This is a genomic window from Streptomyces sp. NPDC049541 (assembly GCF_044465725.1).
GTDB lineage: Bacteria > Actinomycetota > Actinomycetes > Streptomycetales > Streptomycetaceae > Streptomyces.
This window is the reverse complement of the sequence record NZ_JBITLY010000004.1, coordinates 715230-735271: the sequence shown is the minus strand read 5'-3', so window position 1 is coordinate 735271 and position 20042 is coordinate 715230. Positions and strand designations below refer to the sequence as shown.

Below are 20042 nucleotides of genomic sequence, written 5' to 3'. Positions count from 1 at the left end.
GAAAGCGGTCACGGTCTGCTTGTTCTGCTCAATGGTGTCCATACGGAAAATCCTCGGCGCACCAAGTCGGCTCCGGAACCCCAACTCTTTGGGGTATCCCGGAGCGGCGGGGCACTTCGGCGCGTACGACCTGGCCGTCGCTGCTCGCCTCCGTGTCGAAGCGCCTGTGCTGCCATGTGCCCCTCTGGCGTCCGCCTGGCGCCCTGGCCGGGATGCGGGGCCGGAGGGAGGGGCAGATGATGGACGCGTAGGCCGCGGCGCGATCACCATCCTGGGGGCATGGAGATGCGACATGCCGGTTCACAAGGTCCGCCCGGACATCAGCGTTCTGAATGACAGCATCGAGGTACCGGGGATCGGGCACCTCCCGGTCAACGCCTTCGTACTGCTCGCCCCTCAGCCAGTCGTCATCGACACCGGGCTCGGGCTCCCCGACAGGAACTTCCTCGAGGTGCTCGGTTCCGTGCTGGATCCCGCCGATGTGCGATGGCTCTGGCTGACACACCCCGATCGTGATCACACGGGCGGGATATTCGATCTGCTGGCCGCGGCGCCCAAAGCGCGTGTCGTGACCACGTTCCTGTCCGCCGGGTTGATGTCCTGCGAGAGGCCGCTGCCGCTCGATCGCCTGTATTTGATCAACCCGGGGCAATCCCTGGACGTCGGCGACCGCACGCTCACCGCATTCCGGCCGCCGCTGTTCGACAACCCGGCCACGGTGGGCCTCTTCGACGACCGCTCAGGGGTCTGTTTCAGCTCCGACTGCTTCGGCGGGCCGATGCCCAGTGCCGAAGCGGCACACGCCGATGACGTCGGTGCCATCGGCGTGGAGGAATTGCGGACCGCGCAGCTGCTGTGGGCCACGGTCGACAGTCCATGGGTACACACCGTAGACGTGGAGAAGTTCCTCGGCACCTTCGCGACGCTGCGGGAAAGGGAGCCGGAGCTCGTCCTCTCCACGCATCTGCCACCGGCTCCGGGGATCACCCCGTCGATGATCGACACGCTCGGATCGGCAGCCGGGCAGCCGGAGTTCGTCGGGCCGGACCAGGCGGCACTGGAGCAGTTGCTGGCAGGGTTCGAGCCCACCGGCGGCGGGCACCAGCCGGCGCCCGCCAGCCCAGGATGACTTCAGCGCGCCGACAGCACCAGGTTCGCTCAGGCGGGTGAGCCCGGTGGCCTGGATCCCATGGCACGGGCTTTCGTCGCCGACCGCTGCCCTCAGTGCGGTCGACGGCGTGGGTCATTGTTCTGCTCTTGGCAGACCGCGCCCGACGGCAGGATCCAAACCCGCGAAACTGGCCGCATGGCGAAGAACATGGCGGTGCGTCGGCTCGATCTGGGGTACTTCATCCGGCCCGCGTCGGAAACCGGCGGACCGCAGCCGCGGGTCGAGCCTGTGCTCGCCTACCTGGTGCAACACGATCACGGCCTGATCCTCTTCGACACCGGCATCGGCAAGGCGGACCCCGAGACCGAAGCCCATTACCGTCCCCGACGGCGGGACCTGCGGGATGCCCTGTCCGCGTCCGGAGTCGCCCCTGACGACATCTCACTCGTCGCGAACTGCCACCTCCACTTCGACCACTGCGGCGGCAACCCTCTTCTGGGTGGCAAGCCCATCCTGGTCCAGGACGTCGAGCTGGCCACTGCCCGCAACGGCGACTACACCTTCGACGAGCTGATCGACTTCCCCGCCGCGTCCTATGAGGAACTCTCCGGTGAGGCCGAGGTCCGGCCTGGCGTCTGGATCATTCCGACACCGGGGCACACCCAAGGGCATCAGTCGCTGGTCCTCCAGCAAGGAGACGGCACCGTGCTCCTCGCCGGCCAAGCGCACGACTTCGCTTCGCACTACGCATCAGACCAGTTGGCCCAGCAAGCGGCACGTGACGGCGTGGAGCAGCCGCTTCCCGCCTACCGGCACTGGATGGAGCGACTCGCCGACTTCGACCCACGACGCGTTCTCTTCGCTCACGACTGCTCGGTCTGGGAACCGTCACGGAGCACCTTCCACGCCAGGTCGGACTAGACGGGCATCCGGCGGACTTCACCCAGCTGCACGTCGTCACTGCCGGACGCGAAGGAGGTCACGGGAGGCCAGGAGCCCGAACAGCCCGCGCCGGTCCTGAAGTTGGGCAGCGGCACCGGACGCCAAGCCGGTCGACCGGCGTCACCATCGGCCTGGTCCTGGCCGCGGTGGCCTGACGCCGGGCCGACCGAACCTTGCCGGGCGGACCGGCGTCGTAGCAGTAGCCGTCTTCGAGGGAGTCGTCATGGCCGCCGTACGCTTTCGTCCTCGGGTCCTGTCCGTCGCCGCACTGGTCGGAGCCCTGCTGTGCGCGACCGCCGCATGCGGTTCCGGTGAGTCGCAGACCGCCACAGCGCTCGTGCGCACGACCTGGCAGGAACCCGAGTCATACGCCTACACGCTGACCTCCACCACCCAGGTCCTGGCAGGAACCTTCCGGGTCAAGGTCCGCGACGGCAAGGTGACGGAGGCGGTCGGCGTCGACAAGGACAGCCGGCGGCAGGTACGGGAGCTGCCCGGTGAAGTGCCCACGATCGGCGAGCTGTTGAAACGGCTGGCCAAGGCCCGCAGCGACCACGCGCACACCGCGAAGGCGGAGTACGCGACCGACGGGCATCCCCTGCGGATCACCCTGGACTGGGACCAGAACGCCATCGACGACGAAGCCCTGTACGTGATCAGCTCCTACGAGCCGACCCCCGCCTGACCGCTCGACGGTTCTGTCCGTCGGCCGCGGTTCACGGTTCTGCGGCTTTGCGTCGCTGACCTGTCGGACTCGTCACAGCCTTGGTCCCTGCCCTCGGGGTAGACGCCCTGCGTGGACGGGAGGTGCGTGTGACCGGACTGGCAGTCCCGCTGTGGGACGTGGACAACGGACAGGGCCTGCGTCAGCTGGCCGAACTGGGGCTCGCCCTACTGCTGTCCAGCCTCATCGGCTGGGAACGGGCGGCCCAGCAGAAGAGCGCGGGCCTGCGCACCCACACCCTGGTCGGGATCGCCAGCGCCTTGATGATGGAGGTCTCCCAGCACGGCTTCACCAACGTGCTCGGCCTGGACAACGTCTCCTTCGATCCCTCCCGGGTGGCGGCGCAGATAGTCTCCGGTATCGGCTTCATCGGCGGCGGCCTCATCTTCGTACGACGGGACGCGGTCCGCGGTCTGACCACCGCCGCGACCATCTGGCTCACCTGCGCGGTCGGCATGGCTTGCGGAGGCGGCCTGCCCATCCTCGCCTGCGCCGTCACCGCCCTGCACTTCCTCGTCGTACGGGGCACCCCCTGCTGGCCGACCGTCTGATACCCGGGGCGACCGCGTCGACGTTCGAACTGCGCATGACGTACCGCACGGGCACGGCCCTGCTGCCCCAGCTCATGGAGACCTGCACCCGGCGCGGCTTCCGCATCCTCCAGGTCAAGGTCGACCGCCTGCCCGGCCGAACCGATCCCGCCGCACGCGTCCTGCTCGAACTGGAGGGCACCGCCGACACCGGCCCACTCACCGCCGAGCTGTTCCAGAACGACGGCGTGATCGACGTCGAAATGACCGCGGCCACCGACGAATAGGTGCGAGCGCCTTCAGGGGGTATCTGCTGTCCTCGGGCCGGCAGCAGCGCCGATGACGCGGGTGCCGCTCCTTGGCCGCGACCGGAACGCCGGCCCCGTTCAGCGTCTCGTCGACGAACTCGGCCGCCCGTGCGCCGAGATGCCGTACGCGGCGGCCGGGTCCTCGAGGGCAATGCCTCGACCAGGCGGTGTACTCCGGAGTGGCGTGCGTCTGCGGATGGGCGCTGATCAACGGCTACGACCGGTGCCGCCCGAAGCTCGGCCATCCGCCGTAACTGCACACCTGCCTCACCGACATTGCCACGAAGGAGCGCGCCGGCCGCTGCTGACGGACACGGATCAGTCGCGCCCCGGGATCAGCGAACTGGAGTCTGCAGATCGTCCGGGTCCGGATCCGTCGACGGCCGACTCGCGTGCGTGGCCACCGCGGACGCGCCGCAGAACCGCTCCTGGCTGCTCACCTCGGTCCGTTCGGACCGGCCGGGTCCTTCTACCGCCGTCAGGGCTGGACGCAGGCCACGCGTCCTTCGCCGAAGGCCAAGGCACCGCCGCCCACCTGGGCTGCCGTCGTCCCGCCCGTACGCCGGCTGCAATCCCCCTCAACCCTGCGGCGCGGGCAGCCCGTCCACCGTCGCCGTGAGGACGGACAGCAGTCGGGCGAGTTCTCCCTGGTCGCCCACGGCGCCCAGGAGCCGGGTCTGGTCGGAGTGGACGCGACGGGCGGCGCGGTCGTGGAGGATGCGGCCGCGGGCGGTGAGGTGGAGCAGGACGCGGCGGCGGTCGTGGGGGTCGGGGCGACGGTAGACCAGGTTGCCGGCGACCATGCGGTCGACCAGCTTGGTCAGACTGGGCGCCGGCATGAGGACGTGCTCGGCGATCTCGGTCATCGGATGGCCCTGCCCGTCGGCGACGGCCGCCAGGACACGCCACTCCTCCACCGAGCAGCCCTCCTGCGCCAGCACCCCCGCCAAGCGCTGCACGAGGCGTCGCTCGGCATGGCTGAGCAGGTGGGCAAGGTCCGGCGAGGAGGATGGGGACGGCATTGCCGGTGTCCTTCCACTAGGTCTACTGTGCGGGCAGATTACGAGCCTCTGCGAGGGCGCCGGGGCCCGGACCGGGATCCGCGCGCCCATGCCCTCACGGAGGTGATCTGTGCATCCGGTGCCGCCCCGTGGGAACGGCGACTCGAGCACGACGCTGGTCGTGGCTCTGGTCGTGCCGTTGCAAGGGCCGGCGGGGGTCTTCGGCCCGTCCTGCGAACTGGCCGCGCAACTGGCCGTGGAAGAGCTCAACGCGGCGGGCGGCGTGCTGGACCGGGAGGTCAGGCTCGTCACGGTCGACGGCGGGGGATCGCCCGAGCAGGTGGCTGCCGAGGTCGAGGCCCTGGTGTCGCTGGGCGCCGTCGACGGAGTGCTGGGCTGGCACACCTCGGCGGTCCGCCAGGCACTGCTGCCGCGGATCGCGGGCCGGGTGCCGTACGTCTACACCGCCCAGTACGAGGGCGGCGAGCGCACCCCCGGAGTCTTCCTGACCGGCGAGACCGATGGCGCCCAACTGCTCCCTGCGATGCGGCTGTTGGCCGAGGCGACCGGGGCGCGGCGTTGGTGCACGGTGGGCAACGACTATGTGTGGCCGCGGGTGACCGCTCGTGCCGCGCGACGGTATGCCCGCGCCTGTGGTGGCCGGGTGCGGGACGAGGTCTTCGTGCCGCTGGGGACGCACGAGTTCGGGCCGGTGCTGCGCCGGATCGAGCGGAGCGAGGCCGATGCGGTGCTGATGCTGCTGATCGGGGACGACGCGGCCCGCTTCAACCGGGCGTTCGCCGCATACGGTCTCCACCAGCGGTGTCTGCGCCTGAGCACCCACATGGACGAGAACATCCTGCTGGCCACCGGCGCCGAGGCCACCGAGGGGCTCTGGGCGGCGGCCGGGTTCTTCGAGACGCTCGCGACCGCGGAGAGCCTGGACTTCAGCGCCCGTTACGCGGCCCGCTTCGGGGTGCAGGCACCCGTCGTGGGGAGCCTCGGCGAGTCCTGCTTCGAAGGGGTACGGCTGCTGGCCGCGCTGGCCGAGCGGACGCGGTCGCTGGACGTCCGGGCGATGTGCGCCGTCGCGGACACGGTGTCCTACGAGGGCCCGCGGGGCGTGCTGCGGCTGGACGGCAACCATCTCACCCAACGGCTGTATCTGGCACGGGCGGACGCCTTCGACTTCCACATCGTCGCCCAACTCTGACTCCCCGCCCTCCAGTTGGAGCTGGTCGGCGCACCCCTCAGGCCGCTGTCCCGCGTGGCCGTTGACAATACCCTGCCGCAGAAATAGTTTCTATGGGAAGTATCAAGCGAGGCAAGTCGCCATCCATGACGCAGGCCGCGCTGGGCACCTGCCCTCCCGCCTTCCCACCCGGTGGCGCGAGACGGGCACCGACGAATCCCCGCCGGACCGTACGCAATCGCGAAATTCACCCTACCCCGTAAACAGCCGTCACCCACCCGGCCGTTCGACGGAGAATTGCGTCCGGAATCCGCACGGCACCACTCATCCTCAGCCGCGGATAGCAACGAAGTTACCAGCTCAGAGAGCACATCCAGACACCCTGACCACCTTCTTCAATTCGGGATACCCTATTTTCTACGCGCGTCACATAAAGGGATCGTCAAAGAACTCGCCTTTAAAGAACGCGAAACGCTCAAGAAACAGAAGGCCCTGACTCTTCCCTGAAAACACCCGGGGTCATCCGGGTCGTGTCCCTGCGTCCGGAAGAGGGAAGAGTCGTGACGGAGATCGTCGACAAGGAAGCGCCACCGGCGAGTGCGGGCGGACGGACGTACAACAACTGGGCACAGAACGACACGTTGGAGGACTACTCGCTGCGCTACGCGCCGAAGTCCTTCCGCCGCTGGACCCCCTACGTGGTGGCGACCACGGCGCTGGGCGGCATCGCATACCTCGCCGACTTCGCCATCGGCGGCTCCATCGCCATCTCCAACGGCTTCTCCAGCGCCATGGTGGCCATCCTCGCCGCGGCGGTGGTCATCTTCCTGACCGGCATCCCGATCTCGTACTACTCGGCGAAGTACTCCATCGACATGGACCTGTTGACCCGGGGCGCGGGCTTCGGCTATCTCGGGTCCACGCTCACCTCGGTCATCTACGCCAGCTTCACCTTCATCTTCTTCGCCCTCGAAGGCTCGATCATGGCGCAGGCGCTGGAGCTGGGGCTGCACATCCCGCTCGCCGTCGGCTACTTGATCTGCTCCCTCATCATCCTGCCGCTGGTCATCTACGGCATGACGGCGCTGTCCAAGATGCAGGTGTGGACGCAGCCGGTCTGGCTGGTGCTGATGGTCGCGCCGTTCGTGTCCATCGCCATCCAGGAGCCGGGCAAGTTCTCGCAGTTCACACACTTCGCCGGCAACTCCCCCACCGGCTCCAGCATCAGCATGCTCGGCATCGGCGCGGGCGCCGGCGTGGCGCTGTCCCTGATCGCGCAGATCGGCGAGCAGGTCGACTACCTGCGGTTCATGCCCGACAAGACGCCCGAGAACAGCCGGAAGTGGTGGGGCGCGGTGCTCTCGGCCGGCCCGGGCTGGGTGGTGCTCGGCGCGGCCAAGCAGATCGGCGGGGCGTTCCTCGCCTTCTACATCGCCGGCAGTGTGGGCCTGGCCAAGGCCAACGAGCCCATCCAGCAGTACGTGCACGGCTTCAAGACCTTCGCCGCGCCCGTGGCCCTGGGCCTGGCCACGTTCTTCGTGATCCTCTCCCAGATAAAGATCAACTCGACGAACGCCTACTCGGGTTCGCTGTCCTGGTCGAACTTCTTCTCCCGGCTCACCCATCGTCATCCCGGTCGGGTCGTCTACATCTTCCTCAACGTCGGGATCGCCCTGGCCCTGATGGAGGGCGGCGTGTTCGGCTTCCTCAACACGGTGCTCGGCTTCTACTCCAACGTCGCCATCGCCTGGATCGGCGCGGTCGTCGCCGACCTCGTCATCAACAAGCCGCTGAAGCTCAGCCCCTCGTACATCGAGTTCAAGCGCGCCCACCTCTACAACTTCAACCCTGTCGGCTTCGGTTCGATGCTCATCGCCTCGGCCGTCTCCATCGCCGCGTACTTCAACGCCTTCGGCGACTACGGCAAGGCGTACTCCCCGTTCATCGCCCTGTTCCTGGCCATGGTGCTCTCGCCGCTCTTCGCGGTGCTGACCAAGGGCAAGTACTACATCGCCCGTGTCGACGACCTGGAAGAGCCGCTGCTCGGCGCCGACGGCCTGCCGTCGGCGGTCACGCTCACCTGCACCGTGTGCACCACCGACTTCGAGCGGCCCGACGTGGCCAACTGCTCCTTCCACTCCGGGGCCATCTGCTCCCTGTGCTGCAGCCTGGAGAAGGACTGCCACGACTCCTGCAAGAGCGGCGCCGGTACCGGACCGGTCATACTCGCCATGCCGACCGTCCGATCCGCGGACTGACCCCCACCCGCACATCCATGAGTGATCGGCTCCGGCCCGCGTCCTTCGACGCGGGCCGGAGCCGATGTCGGTTGCCCTTCGGGCGGTGGGTCCCCGCCCTGGCCTGCGCACCACCGCCACCCGCGAACTGTCCGGAAGACCTGCCCCCCACACAAGTCGGAGCCGCGGGTCGTTCAGTTCCCGGCCATCCCGGCGATATCGAGGCACCGGAAGCGCGGGAGGAGCACGAGCGCGCGCCGGACGTCGACCGCGCACCCAGCCGAGGCGGAGGCGCGCGTCCGGCCGCGTCGCGCCGGGTATCCCTCGGACGGTCCCTGCGGCCGGCGGTTTCGGACACCGATGCGCCGCGACCCCACATTCACGGAGGTGGAGCAGCATGCCCGAGACCAACGGACTGGAGCCCGTGGCGACCTTCTGCGGCAACTGCGACTGCGGTTGTCCCCAACTGTTCGTCGACCCGAGCGCCCCCGCCGAACAGCGAATCATCCTGACCGACGACTTCGGCCAGCGTGTGCAGATGAGCGCTGACCAGTTCTCCCACCTGGTCTCCGAGGCCAAGGCCGGCAAGCTCGACGGCATCGCCGTGCCCTGATCCCCGGCTACCGCGACTCCGGTCGTCGTCGCCCCGGTGATCGCCTGCGACAACCATCACGAAGAACGCACAGGTCCCACGCACAGCTCACCGCGGCACCCGCCGCCGGTGGAGGGCGACTTTACGGTGGCCGAACGGCGTAGCGATGCCGCGGCAAACGGCGGGGCCCAACTTACCTGTGCATGACGACGGGTTGGCTCAGTTCCGCGCGGCCGGTGATCAGGACCCAGGTCCGGTGGCTGGTCCGGTCCCTGGTGGTGTGCGCCGCGGTGTGGGCGGTTTCCCTCGCAGGTGCCGCAAACGCCTCGGCGCATGCCGCCCTGTTGTCGACCGACCCCGCCGCTAACGCGATCCTGGCCACCGCACCCCCGCACATCACGCTGACCTTCGGCGAGGGAGTGGGCATCGCCGACGACTCGGTCCAGGTCTACGGCCCGAGCGGCAGCCGTGTGGACGACGGCCCCCCACAGCACGCCGCGGGCGGCGACGCGATCGTGCGCGTGGCGCTGCGGGGCGGTCTGCCGCACGGGACGTACACGGTGACGTGGCACGTCGTGTCCGCCGACACGCACCCGGTGGCCGGGGCGTTCGTCTTCTCCGTCGGCGCTCCGTCCGGTCGTCTCACGGCCCCGCGGACCGGCTCGCCGAACGCGAGCGCGGCCGGTGTCCTGTACGGCCTGGGCCGGTACGCGGACTACATCGGCTACATGGTGCTCGTCGGAACGGGCGTCTTCGTCCTGCTGTGCCGGCCGACGCGGCAGGCGATACGGCCGCTGCGCCGGCTGCTGCTCACCGGCGGGGCGGCGACGGCGCTGTCGACGCTCGCCCTGCTGGTGCTGCGCGGCCCGTACACCGAGGAGCAGGGGCTGGACCGGGTGCTGGACGTCACGCTGCTCCGGAACACCCTGGACAGCACGGCAGGCATCTTCCTCCTCGTACGGCTGCTGCTCCTGCTGGGGACAGGTCCGTTCCTGCTCCTCCTGGCCGGGCGCTTCGGCTTCCCGTCCGCACTCGGCGAGGAGGACGCGAGGAAGGGGCGGGCCCGTCGGCTCGGCCTGTCCGTCGCCGTGGCGGTCACGGCCTTCGGCCTGGCGGTCACCTGGTCCCTGGCCGAGCATGCCTCGGTCGGCCCTCAGGTGCCGCTGGCGGTGCCCCTCGATGTGCTGCACCTCGTGGCGATGGCGGTATGGCTGGGCGGCCTCCTGGCCCTGCTGACCGTCCTGTACCGCGCGCCCGCCGATCAATCCGCCGATGCCGAGACAGCACGGTGCTTCTCCGTCGTCGCGCTCGTCGCCGTCGTCACGCTCGTCGCCACCGGCCTCTATCAGTCGTGGCGTCAGGTGGGTTCCTGGGATGCGCTCGTCACGACCGCGTACGGGCGGTGGCTGCTGCTCAAGGTCTACGGCGTGCTGATGATGCTGACGGCCGCCTTCTACTCCCGGCGCTGGACGGCGGGGCTGCGTGCGAGGGCCCGCGTCCGGGAGAGCGAGCCCGTGCCGGTGATGGCGGGTCACTCCGGCGGCACCCGGCCCGAGCGCATCGGTGACGCCCCGTCCTCGACGGCACCGCTCTCCACGGCCTCGGACACGGTCGGCTCCTACCGGCGGGCCCTTCGCCGGACGGTCGGCATGGAGGCGGTCGTCGGCATCCTCGTGCTCGCCGTGACCACCGTGCTCACCAACACCCAGCCGGCGCGAACGGAGGCACACGGCGCCGCCGCCTCGCAGGCGGGGCCGGTGCACGTCGCCGTCCCCTTCGACACCGGTCAGGCCGACGGCACAGGCCGAGGAACGGTCGAGATCACGCTGGCCCCGGGCGGTCCGGGAACAAACGCCCTCAAGGCCGTCGTCCTGGGCCCGCACCACACCGCCGTGCACGTCCCGGAACTGGACGTCGCCTTCGCCCTCCCGGCGCGCGGCATCGACCGACTCAGGGCAGTCCTCAAGGAATCCGGGAACGCCTGGGTGGCACGGGGGCTCCAGCTGCCCGCCCCGGGAACGTGGCAGCTCTCGGTCACCGTACGGACCACCGCCATCGACGAGGTCACCCGGACCAGGACGGTGCGGATCCCCGGAGAGGGACGGTAAGCCTTGGCCCGCGTCGTCCAGCTCACGGAGCACTCCCGCCGACACAGGCCCCCAACTCGCCCGTGCCGCACGGAAGTTCACCACCCGGCGTCGAGGGCACTGCGGAGCCTGCGGGCCGCCGTGTTCGCCGCGGTGTGCGTGACGCTCGCGGCGGCCGGACACAGCCTCGCGGGACATCCGGCGCCCGCCTTGTGGGCCGACGGCATCGGCTTCGCCACGGTCTTCGCCCTGGGCTGCCCGCTCGCGGGCCGCGAGCGGTCGCTGGCCGGGATCTGTGCCGCCATGGCCGTGGTCCAGGTCGGCCTGCACATGATCTTCGACGCCACGTCCCTTCACACCGGGCCCGCCACGCCTGGTGCACCCGGCTCCATGACGGCGTCCGTGATGACGCAGCACGGAGCCGACGGACGGGCGATGACGGCGCACGCCGCGGCGGCACTGGTGGCCGCCTGGTGGTTGCGGCGCGGTGAGGCGGCCGTGTGGTCGCTTCTGCGACAAGTTGCCACGCTGGCCCGCGGTTCCGGCCTCCGGTGGCCGGTGACCGTCGCCCTCGCCGAGCCGCCGCCCCACACGGTCGTCCGGGGGCGTGACGCGCGGCAGCGATGCATGCGGCAGCTCCAGCTGCGGCATGCCGTGACCCGCCGGGGACCTCCTTCGAGGGGGCCGGTCACGGCCCCGCCCCGGTGAGCCGTCCTCGTACGGCTCCTTCACCCGCACCCGCCACGAACGGCGGCCCCCCTTCGACGCTGCACCGGCGCACTTCGCTGCCGCCGGTCGCCCCTACAGACCCTTTCGGAGTCCTCGCATGTCTGCGACCCCTCTCGCTTCCACCCCCCTGCGCGGGCTGCGGCGCCTGGCCGTGGTGGGCGCCCTGACCACCGCCGGTGTGCTGGCCGGTGCCGGCGCGGCGTTCGCCCACGTCACCGTCCACCCCGACAGCTACCCGCAGGGCGCCTCCGACGGCACGTTGGCCTTCCGGGTGCCCAACGAGGATGACCACGCCCGCACCATCAAGGTCGACGTCGTCTTCCCCGCCGACCATCCGATCCCCTCTGTCCTGGTCAGTCCGGTTGCGGGCTGGACGGCCCGGGTGAAGAACACCCACCTCAAGACGCCGATCAAGACCGACGACGGCGACATCACGAGTGCCGTCTCCGAGATCGTCTGGACGGGCGGCGGGATCGCCCCTGGCGATTACCAGGACTTCACCGTCGCCTTCGGGCAACTACCGAGCGGCACTGGTCAACTGGCGTTCAAGACACTGCAGAGCTACTCGGACGGCAGGATCGTCCGCTGGATCGAAGAACAGCAGCCCGGCCGTCCCGAGCCCGAGAACCCCGCCCCGACGCTGAAACTGACGGCAGCGACCACCTCCGACTCCGACTCACCGGGCGCCGCCTCGACCGCCTCCGCGAAAGCCAGTGACTCCACCGCCCGTGCCCTGGCCGTCGGCGGCCTCGTCGTCGCCGTACTGGCTCTGATCGCGGGCGGCCTGGCCCTGTCCCGAGCTCGTCGCGCTCGCCAGTAACCGCACCTGGTGCAGGGGCTCCGACCGGAATCAGGCGGTCGGAGCCCCTGGGGCGGCCGGTGCTGCACGGGCACTGGCGCCCGACGACGGCGACGGTCCGCGGCAGCAGCGGGTAGTTCACCGGGGGCGGGTTGCGGCGTCGCCCGAGCAGACTGCGCACCGCCTCGGTCAGGCGCCGGCGGGCCGGGCCGTGGGCGGCGGCCGGGGCGGCCTGGTAGCGATCGCCGCAGGCTTGTGGCAGCGCTCGTCCGGCTTCGGGCCCGACGAGGTCCGTAGCGCCCTCGGCCCCAGGTCGGAGCTGGCGCAGGTCACCGAAGCGGTGCGCGAGGCGGCCGACGAGATGCCGCCGGGGGATGCGACACCGGGGAACACCGCAGCGACACATATCGACTTGCGCAAGCTCTAAACTGATCGTCGTGGAAACGATCGGCATGACGGGGTGGGAGACCGCGGTGCTCACCGGAGGGCCCGCGGACGGACTGCGGATGAAGGTCTCCGACCGGCCGCGGGTGATCCAGGTGACGTATCCGTGCCAGGTGGAAGCCGGACCGGAGGGTCTGCGCGCGGACGGGGTGTACCTCTACCGCCGCGACTACGGCGTCACGAGCGAGCCGCTGCGGTACGGCTTCGACATAGCCAGCCCCTGATGCACGGGGCGCGCTGAGATCAGCGGGCCGGGTGGCTCTCCGCGGCGCGGCGTACTCACGCCGGGCGCAGGGCCGACGAGGTGACTTTTCGGCCATCGAGAACCAGTACTCTTCCGCCTGCGTCGTACGGCAGTGTGCCGACGGCTCGACCTGTGGGGGGACCACATGAGCAGTGAGATCTACTTCAGCAACAACTACCGTGACCTGTGTGAACGCAACGGCACCGGGGCCGGTTTCCAGTTCGAGTTCTCCTGCTCCCGCTGCTACGACACCTGGCGGTCGCCCTTCGAGGCGTATGTCGGCGAGCGGGCCGCGAGCTGGCTCCAGAAAGGGGCCGACGTCGCCTGGAGCCTGCTCGGCAACACGGGCAGGGGTGTGACGTCGGCGGCCGACGGGCTCGCGGGGGCCGGCTGGGGACAGGCCCGCGACCACGCCTTCCAGCGGGCGATCAACAATCCGCAGGGGCACTTCAACCGCTGCGCCCGCTGCACCAACTACGTCTGCGGGCGCTGCTGGAACGCCGCGCAGGGACTGTGCCTGCACTGCGCCCCCGACACCGCGGCCGAGGCCATGGCGGCCCAGCAGCGTGGGCTGAACGACATGGCCTCGCAGCGGTCCTACGCCGCGGGCCAGCAGGCGGGGCAGTCCTACGACCCGTCCACGCCCCGGCAGTTGGTCTGTCCGCAGTGCCGTACCGAGACCCATGGAGCCGCCTACTGCTCCGGCTGCGGCTACCACCTCGCCCAGTCCGACCGGTGCGCCTCCTGCTCCGGCGTCGTGCCGACCGGTGCGGCCTTCTGCCCGGGCTGCGGCACACGCCAGTAGCCGGCCCGGCAGAGGCAGCCGCGTACGCCTGCGCCGGGGTCATCGGCACGCCGTTGAGCTGCACCGTCCTGCAAGGGCTCAACCGGCTGTGACCACGCTTCCCGCCTTGGCCCAGTTGGCGTTCAGCTGGTCCAGGTAGGACTGCGCCTGGCTGCCCGGGGTCGCGCCGCGCGCGAAGGCGAGCATGTTGCCCGCGCCCGTGTTGTAGCCGAGGGCCAGCAGTTCGTTCTTGGTGTACGCGCCGCGCCAGGTGGCGGGCAGCTGGGCCGCGAGGTCGTGCAGGTACCAGGCTTCGGCCTCGATGGCCAGGTCCCGGTCGTCGGGCAGCTCCTCCCACCGCCGGTCGGCGAAGTCCCGCCCCTTCTTGACCTCGTCGAAGGTGGCGCGGTGCATGTTCGCGATGCCGAAGGCGGCGTCCGGCTTGTACTTCTGCCAGGCCCGCTCGAGGGACGGGTCGTGGGGTTTGTACGACTCGTTGTAGAGGATCGCCATGAGCAACTGGGCGCTGACGCCCGTCTGTCGGGCCCGGGTGCGGACCTGGGAGGCGTAGTCGGCCGGGTCGTACGACGAGGCCGTCGTCGCCGAGGTCGAAGGAGCCGCCGTGGCCGCCGGTGTGGAGACGGATGCTCGTGCCCGGGGTTGCGCGTCGCCCTGCGGGGTCCCTGCCGCACGCACCATCACGTACAGCGCCAGGGCGAAGACCACAACCGGGCACCACCGCCGGCGCTTCGGCGTCTTCGACTCGGACATGCCTCGCCCTCTCCTGCAGCGCGCCCCGTTGGCCGGCACCCTTCTACAACAGGCGCATTAAGACCTGCGTGAGGCGCCGCTGTGTCCGCGCCGCAGCCTGGTCCGGCTCGGTCCCGCCGTAACGGCCGCGGCGGACTCAGACACCTGCCGCGTTCAGTCGGCGCACCGGTGCTGCGGCCTTTCGCGTCCGGGCGGTCAGCTGCCCGACCATCACGCGGACCACGGTCACGACGTCCGGGTCGTCCACGTAGTAGACCTGCCGGCGGCCGTCGCGTCGGGCGCGGACGAGCCCGGCGAGCTTCAGCTTCGCCAGGTGCTGGCTGACCGCGGGCAGCGCGCCGCCGACCCGGTCGGCAAGATGCGTGACGTCGCTCTCGCCCTGGGACAGCGCCCACATGATGTGCAGCCGGGCCGACGAGGCAAGCAGTCCGAAGGCCTCGGCCGCCTCCGCCAGGAGCTCGGCGGACGGATCCTCATAGCCACCGACGTTCCGCGCCACAGTCGTCTCCCGCCCCCAGCCTCGTCACAGTGCCCGCACACGCGCGCACCCAGTGTAGGCGTACGGCCTCGGTGTACAGGTGGTACCGGGTACCCGGCCGTCCCCGTCGGAGGCCGGGCAGGCCGCACTTCCCCGGGTCATTCCTCGTAGTAGTTATTGACGATCACGTCCGGTTCGTCGTCGTCGAACGCCTCGTTCAGCAGCGCGCCGCCGACCAGACCGGCCGCACCGGCGCCGATGAGCGCTCCGGCGCCGAAGCGGCGACCGCCGCCCTGCTGCTGTTGGTGGTGGTCCGCGTACGGCTGCCCGTAGCCCTGCTGGGGATAGCCCTGCGGCGCGGGCTGCGGGTAGCCCTGCTGGGGCGGCGTGTAGAACGGCGGCGGCGTGCTCTGCACGCGCTGAGCGCAGCCGCCGCACGCCTGGATCGGCCGGGGCACTCCCCACTGCGGAAACCAGGTCACGGTCGTCGTGCCGGGGCCGTGGTGGGGGTCGAAGAAGCACGTCACGGGGGAACCTCCGGTGGGTTGCGAGGTGGGGGCGAACGCCGGTGGCGGCGGGGAGACGACGGTCGGGGTGGGGGGCGCGGGCGGCACGTACGCAGGACTGCTCACCGGCGCCGCGGCGCTGGGAGCCGAGTCGGGGGGCGTGTCGCGCAGGACGTTCACGCCGTAGTCGGTGGCAATGCCGGCCAGCCCGGAGGCGTAACCCTGGCCCACCGCCCGGAACTTCCACTCCGACCCGTGTCGGTACAACTCGCCCACGACCAGGGCGGTTTCGCTCGACAGGCCGCCGGAGGCGAGGTCGTAGCGGGCCAGTTCGGTGCCCGCTTCCCGGTCGAGGACGCGGATGTGGGCGCGGTGCACCTGCCCGAAGCTCTGGCCGCGGGTGGCGGCCTCATAGAGGGAGACGAGAAAGACGATCTTCGTGACGCGGTCCGGGACCAGGGCGAGGTCGACCTGGATCTGCTGGTCGTCCCCGCCGACCGCACTGCCGCCACCGGAATGACGGACCGAACCGTCGGGACTGGTCAGGTTGTTGAAGAAGACGAAGTGCTCGTCGGAGAGCACCTTCCCGGACTGGTCGCACAGCAGGGCGCTGGCGTCCAGGTCGTAGCCGGTGTCCGCTTGCCAGCCCAGCCCGACCGTGACCGCAGTCAGGCCCGGGGCCTGCTTGCTGAGCGACACGTTGCCGCCCTTGGTCAGGGACACACTCATGCACGTCCTCCGCAGTTGCCGTTCCGCTTTCCGCGGGCCTCTTGGTCAACTCGACCCTAACCTTTCACTTGCTGGGTTGCGCAAATGTCTTGATCAGGTGACAGAACCTCAACGGCTCGTCTGCAGTGACCAGCAGGCTCTCGTCAACGCGCCCCGGCCGTTCCTAGGCTTGCGCAAACACGCAACACGCAGCATCAGGACTCGGCGGACCCCGCCCGGCCCGACCCGACTGGAGGACAACACCGTGGGCATCATCAGCTGGATCATCCTCGGCCTGCTCGCCGGAGCGATCGCGAAGGTCCTGCTGCCCGGCCGCGACCCGGGCGGTCTGATCGGCACCACCCTCATCGGCGTCGCCGGTGCCTTCGTCGGCGGCTGGCTCTCCGCGCGGTTCCTCGACCGCCCGGTGGAGAAGAACTTCTTCGACCTCTACACCTGGGGCGCGGCCATCGGCGGCTCCCTGATCCTGCTCATCGCCTACCGGATCCTGTTCGGCAACTCCCGCGACTGACCTGCGGACCGGCCCGCGTGGCGCCACGGCGAAGGTCTGGCCGGCGCCCCCGGTCCTTTGGTGAGGCTGGCGGACAGGCGGACGGGGCGGTGGGTGCAACGGGAGCACGCGGCCGTGCTCAAGGTGGCAACGAGCTGTTGCATCCGCCGGTCGAGCCGTGGCACCGGACTGCGGAGCGTGGGTGCCGCGTTCGACGATGCGGCCCTGGTCGAGGACGACGATCTGGTCGGCGTGGCGCACGGTCGACAGGCGGTGCACGATGGTGATGGTCGTGCGACCGGCGGCCAAGCAGTCCAGCGCCTCCTGCACCGCCCGCTCGGTGCGGGTGTCCAGCGCGCTGGTGGCCTCGTCACCGGCACCCGGGCGTCATGACGGTGTCATAGCCTCCGGCAGGCTTTCCACCAGGCCGTGGAGCTGCGCCGCGCGCGCCGCGGCGGCGAGTGCCCCGTCCGTGGCGCCGGGGCGGGCGGCGCGCAGGTGGTCCGCGAGGCTCGCGTGAGAGAGGTAGAGGCGCTCCGACTCCAGCGAGAACTCCTCGGTGAGGGCTGCCCGGCGGCCCAGCACCCGGCCGAGCAGAAGCCGTCGAGCGAGAGCCACTCCTGGACCAGCGAGGAGAGCGCGGCGAGCGGTTCTCAGGGTCCTGCCACCGCGACGGTCGAGCACCGAGATGCACCGGACCGTCGAGCAGACGGGGCATCGGCTCCGCCGGTACCTCGGCGCGTGGGACGAACCGAATCTGAAGGCAAGGCGGGTTCTGCTGGCGGCCCCGACGTGCTGACGATAGAAAAAAACCTGCGCCCGACAGCGTTCTGCACGCCGTTGCCCGCCTGCCCGATGCCACAAAGGAGTGCGCCATGGGAACGTATGAGGATGTCTTCCGTTCCAGTACCGAAGACCCGGAGCGCTTCTGGCTGAGGGCCGCGGAAGGCATCGACTGGGATGTCGCTCCGCAACACGCCCTGGACTCCTCCGGTGCACCCTTCTACCGGTGGTTTCCCGACGGACGGCTCAATGTCTGTTTCAACGCGCTCGACCGGCATGTCGAGGCCGGCCTGGGCGATCAGCCCGCTCTCGTCTACGACTCCCCCGTGACCGGCACGCGGCGCACCTACACCTACGCGCAGCTGAGGTACGAGGTGGCAGCCTTCGCCGGAGGCCTGACGCGGCTCGGAGTGGGGCACGGCGACCGGGTGGTCATCTATATGCCGATGATCCCCGAGGCGGCCGTCGCCATGCTGGCCTGTGCCCGCATCGGTGCCATCCACTCGGTCGTCTTCGGCGGGTTCGCGCCGCCCGAACTCGCCGTCCGCATCGACGACGCCACCCCGAAGGTGATCGTCTCCGCCTCCTGCGGCATCGAGGGCAAGCGGGTCATCCCGTACAAGCCGCTGCTGGACCGCGCGATCGAGCTCGCCGGACACCGGCCGGAGAAGAGTGTGATCGTGCAACGGCCGCAGGAGCCGGCCGAGTTGGGGCCGGACGACCTCGACTGGGCCGACCTGGTCGCCACCGCGGCGCCCGTCGACTGTGTGCCGGTGGCCGCCACGGACCCGCTCTACATCCTCTACACGTCCGGGACGACGGGAAAGCCCAAGGGGGTCGTCCGCGACTGCGGCGGCTACGCGGTGGCCCTGCACTGGTCGATGGGCGCCGTCTACGACATCGGCCGGGGCGAGACCATGTTCACCGGCTCCGACGTGGGCTGGGTGGTCGGGCACTCGTACATCGTCTACGGGCCGTTGCTGGCCGGCGCCACGACCGTGCTGTACGAGGGCAAGCCGGTCGGCACCCCGGACGCGGGGCAGTTCTGGCGGGTCGCCGCCGAGTACGGCGTCAAGACCATGTTCACCGCGCCCACCGCCTTCCGTGCCATCAGGAAGGAGGACCCCAAGGGCGCCCTCGCCGCGGAGTACGACCTGTCCCGCCTGCGCTACCTCTTCCTCGCCGGCGAACGCCTGGACCCCGAGACCTACCACTGGGCGAGCGCCCTCCTCGACATCCCGGTGATCGACCACTGGTGGCAGACGGAGACCGGCTGGCCCATCGTCGCCAACCCGGTCGGCATCGAGGCCGCCCCGGTCAAACCCGGCTCGCCCACCCGTCCGCTGCCGGGCTGGGACGTCCGCGTCCTTGACCCCTCCGGGCAGCCTGTGCCGCCCGGCGTCGACGGCGCGATCGTCGTCAAACTGCCCCTGCCGCCCGGCGCGTTGCCCACCCTCTGGAACGACGACGAGCGCTTCATCGGCTCCTACCTCTCCGCCTTCGACGGCTACTACCTCACCGGCGACGGCGGGCACATCGACGCCGACGGCTATGTCTTCGTCATGGGCCGCACCGACGACGTCATCAACGTCGCCGGACACCGGCTGTCCACCGGCAGCATGGAAGAGGTCCTGGCCACCCATCCCGATGTCGCCGAATGCGCCGTCATCGGTGTCGCGGACGCCCTCAAGGGCCAGATCCCGCGCGGCCTCGTCGTCCTGAAGGCGGGCACCGTCCGCGAACCGGCCGAGGTCGAGGCCGAGCTCGTCCAACTCGTGCGCGAACATATCGGCGCCGTCGCCTCCCTCAGGGACGTCGCCGTCGTACCGGCCCTGCCCAAGACCCGCTCCGGAAAGATCCTGCGCAAGACGATGCGCGGCATCGCCGACGGCCTGGACGAGCCCATCCCCTCCACGGTCGACGACCCGAGCGTCATCGAGGACCTGCGCCCCGTACTGCGCCGCGGCCCCGGTCACCACGTGTGAGGGACACTCCTCGCCGGCGGACCGGATCCGTGACGCGGGCCCGTCCGCGGGCCCCGGGTCACCCCCGGCCGTCGGCGGGGGCGAGGACGATGTCGAAGCGGACCTGTGTCCAGGTGCCGTCGACGGCCCGCCCGTCGGGTGTCGGTGTGCCCGGCGGACGCCGGTCGAAGTCCTTGACCAGGGACTCCTTGACGCCGAAGACCGTGTCGGAGTCGAGCAGTTCGTCGCCCCGGACGAAGATGTGCGTGACCAGGGCGCGGCAGCCGGGCGCCTCGACCATGAAGTGCAGGTGCGAGGCCCGCATCGGGGAGCGGCCGGTCGCCGCCGGCATCCTGCCCACGGGGCCGTCGTGCGGGAACGGGTACGGCGTCGGTGTGGCGCCCCAGTGGCTCCCGCCGGCGTCCGTGAACAGGTGCGCGCGGGCGGCCACCCGGTCGTCGTACCGGACGTCGTAGAACCCGTCCTCGTCCGCCTCCCACACCTGGATCGCGGCTGCTGTCGAGCGGGCCCGGACGCACCGGCCGGAGCGCCGTGGAGCGCGGGACGATCTAGGCTGGAGGCAGCCGCTGGAAACCA

20 protein-coding genes and 2 pseudogenes are annotated in these 20042 nt (G+C 70.4%); 16 read left to right on the top strand and 6 right to left on the bottom strand.

Features of this window, described 5'->3' with window-relative positions:
• Nucleotides 1–292 precede the first annotated feature (292 nt).
• The 4 genes and pseudogenes from ACIBW9_RS19240 to ACIBW9_RS19225 all read left to right on the top strand — a co-directional run bounded on the left by ACIBW9_RS19240 (nt 293) and on the right by ACIBW9_RS19225 (nt 3594).
• On the top strand, nt 293–1129 hold the full coding sequence (locus tag ACIBW9_RS19240) for an MBL fold metallo-hydrolase (protein ID WP_398956444.1): 837 nt from the start codon (nt 293–295) through the stop codon (nt 1127–1129).
• A gap of 177 nt (nt 1130–1306) precedes the next feature.
• The gene (locus ACIBW9_RS19235; protein ID WP_398956442.1) at nt 1307–2032 is read left to right on the top strand and encodes an N-acyl homoserine lactonase family protein; all 726 of its coding nucleotides are present in this window, start codon (nt 1307–1309) and stop codon (nt 2030–2032) included.
• Nucleotides 2033–2276: 244 nt separating this feature from the next.
• On the top strand, nt 2277–2738 hold the full coding sequence (locus tag ACIBW9_RS19230) for a DUF6174 domain-containing protein (protein WP_398956441.1): 462 nt from the start codon (nt 2277–2279) through the stop codon (nt 2736–2738).
• Nucleotides 2739–2866: 128 nt separating this feature from the next.
• A pseudogene (locus ACIBW9_RS19225) lies at nt 2867–3594 on the top strand (MgtC/SapB family protein).
• Between the two features lie 599 nt (nt 3595–4193).
• Here ACIBW9_RS19225 and ACIBW9_RS19220 read toward each other — a convergent pair.
• On the bottom strand, nt 4194–4637 hold the full coding sequence (locus tag ACIBW9_RS19220; RefSeq protein ID WP_398956439.1) for a MarR family winged helix-turn-helix transcriptional regulator: 444 nt from the start codon (nt 4635–4637) through the stop codon (nt 4194–4196).
• A 109-nt stretch (nt 4638–4746) separates the two neighbouring features.
• Between ACIBW9_RS19220 and ACIBW9_RS19215 the strand changes: the two genes are divergently transcribed.
• The 9 genes from ACIBW9_RS19215 to ACIBW9_RS19175 all read left to right on the top strand — a co-directional run bounded on the left by ACIBW9_RS19215 (nt 4747) and on the right by ACIBW9_RS19175 (nt 13745).
• Nucleotides 4747–5829, top strand: coding sequence for a substrate-binding domain-containing protein (locus tag ACIBW9_RS19215; protein WP_398956437.1), 1083 nt, complete (start codon nt 4747–4749; stop codon nt 5827–5829).
• 539 nt (nt 5830–6368) lie between these two features.
• Nucleotides 6369–8066 carry a purine-cytosine permease family protein gene (locus ACIBW9_RS19210; RefSeq protein WP_398956435.1) on the top strand — a complete coding sequence of 566 codons (1698 nt, stop codon included), beginning with the start codon at nt 6369–6371 and terminating at the stop codon, nt 8064–8066.
• Between the two features lie 376 nt (nt 8067–8442).
• The gene (locus ACIBW9_RS19205) at nt 8443–8658 is read left to right on the top strand and encodes a hypothetical protein (RefSeq protein WP_398956433.1); all 216 of its coding nucleotides are present in this window, start codon (nt 8443–8445) and stop codon (nt 8656–8658) included.
• 182 nt (nt 8659–8840) lie between these two features.
• The gene (locus tag ACIBW9_RS19200) at nt 8841–10745 is read left to right on the top strand and encodes a copper resistance CopC/CopD family protein (RefSeq protein WP_398956430.1); all 1905 of its coding nucleotides are present in this window, start codon (nt 8841–8843) and stop codon (nt 10743–10745) included.
• A gap of 120 nt (nt 10746–10865) precedes the next feature.
• Nucleotides 10866–11432 (top strand): hypothetical protein, encoded by a 567-nt coding sequence (locus ACIBW9_RS19195; protein ID WP_398956428.1) that lies wholly within the window; start codon nt 10866–10868, stop codon nt 11430–11432.
• A 118-nt stretch (nt 11433–11550) separates the two neighbouring features.
• Nucleotides 11551–12273 (top strand): YcnI family protein, encoded by a 723-nt coding sequence (locus ACIBW9_RS19190; RefSeq protein WP_398956426.1) that lies wholly within the window; start codon nt 11551–11553, stop codon nt 12271–12273.
• A gap of 232 nt (nt 12274–12505) precedes the next feature.
• Nucleotides 12506–12679 (top strand): hypothetical protein, encoded by a 174-nt coding sequence (locus tag ACIBW9_RS19185; RefSeq protein ID WP_398956424.1) that lies wholly within the window; start codon nt 12506–12508, stop codon nt 12677–12679.
• A gap of 25 nt (nt 12680–12704) precedes the next feature.
• Nucleotides 12705–12920 carry a hypothetical protein gene (locus ACIBW9_RS19180; protein ID WP_398956522.1) on the top strand — a complete coding sequence of 72 codons (216 nt, stop codon included), beginning with the start codon at nt 12705–12707 and terminating at the stop codon, nt 12918–12920.
• Between the two features lie 165 nt (nt 12921–13085).
• Complete coding sequence (locus tag ACIBW9_RS19175) at nt 13086–13745, top strand: zinc ribbon domain-containing protein (RefSeq protein WP_398956422.1); 660 nt, start codon at nt 13086–13088, stop codon at nt 13743–13745.
• Nucleotides 13746–13823: 78 nt separating this feature from the next.
• On the opposite strand, the gene ACIBW9_RS19170 is transcribed toward ACIBW9_RS19175, so the two are convergent.
• From ACIBW9_RS19170 to ACIBW9_RS19160, 3 genes are all read right to left on the bottom strand, one after another.
• A complete protein-coding gene (locus tag ACIBW9_RS19170) occupies nt 13824–14495 on the bottom strand; it encodes a transglycosylase SLT domain-containing protein (protein ID WP_398956420.1) in 672 nt (223 codons plus the stop codon).
• 136 nt (nt 14496–14631) lie between these two features.
• On the bottom strand, nt 14632–14994 hold the full coding sequence (locus ACIBW9_RS19165) for an ArsR/SmtB family transcription factor (RefSeq protein ID WP_398956418.1): 363 nt from the start codon (nt 14992–14994) through the stop codon (nt 14632–14634).
• Between the two features lie 137 nt (nt 14995–15131).
• Nucleotides 15132–16208 carry a TerD family protein gene (locus ACIBW9_RS19160; protein WP_398956416.1) on the bottom strand — a complete coding sequence of 359 codons (1077 nt, stop codon included), beginning with the start codon at nt 16206–16208 and terminating at the stop codon, nt 15132–15134.
• Between the two features lie 244 nt (nt 16209–16452).
• Between ACIBW9_RS19160 and ACIBW9_RS19155 the strand changes: the two genes are divergently transcribed.
• Together ACIBW9_RS19155 and ACIBW9_RS19150 are read left to right on the top strand one after the other, a co-directional pair.
• A complete protein-coding gene (locus tag ACIBW9_RS19155; RefSeq protein WP_398956414.1) occupies nt 16453–16719 on the top strand; it encodes a GlsB/YeaQ/YmgE family stress response membrane protein in 267 nt (88 codons plus the stop codon).
• Between the two features lie 177 nt (nt 16720–16896).
• Nucleotides 16897–17091 carry a hypothetical protein gene (locus ACIBW9_RS19150; RefSeq protein ID WP_398956525.1) on the top strand — a complete coding sequence of 65 codons (195 nt, stop codon included), beginning with the start codon at nt 16897–16899 and terminating at the stop codon, nt 17089–17091.
• Here the strand turns inward: ACIBW9_RS19150 and ACIBW9_RS19145 are convergent.
• Complete coding sequence (locus ACIBW9_RS19145; protein ID WP_398956523.1) at nt 17086–17316, bottom strand: hypothetical protein; 231 nt, start codon at nt 17314–17316, stop codon at nt 17086–17088. The two genes, ACIBW9_RS19150 and ACIBW9_RS19145, sit on opposite strands and share 6 nt — an antisense overlap.
• A gap of 257 nt (nt 17317–17573) precedes the next feature.
• Here ACIBW9_RS19145 and ACIBW9_RS19140 point away from each other — a divergent pair, with 257 nt between their 5' ends.
• A complete protein-coding gene (locus ACIBW9_RS19140; protein WP_398956412.1) occupies nt 17574–19466 on the top strand; it encodes a propionyl-CoA synthetase in 1893 nt (630 codons plus the stop codon).
• A 58-nt stretch (nt 19467–19524) separates the two neighbouring features.
• Here the strand turns inward: ACIBW9_RS19140 and ACIBW9_RS19135 are convergent.
• Nucleotides 19525–19959 (bottom strand): annotated as a pseudogene (locus ACIBW9_RS19135) (hydroxyquinol 1,2-dioxygenase); the annotation flags it as partial.
• Between the last annotated feature and the right edge of the window lie 83 nt (nt 19960–20042).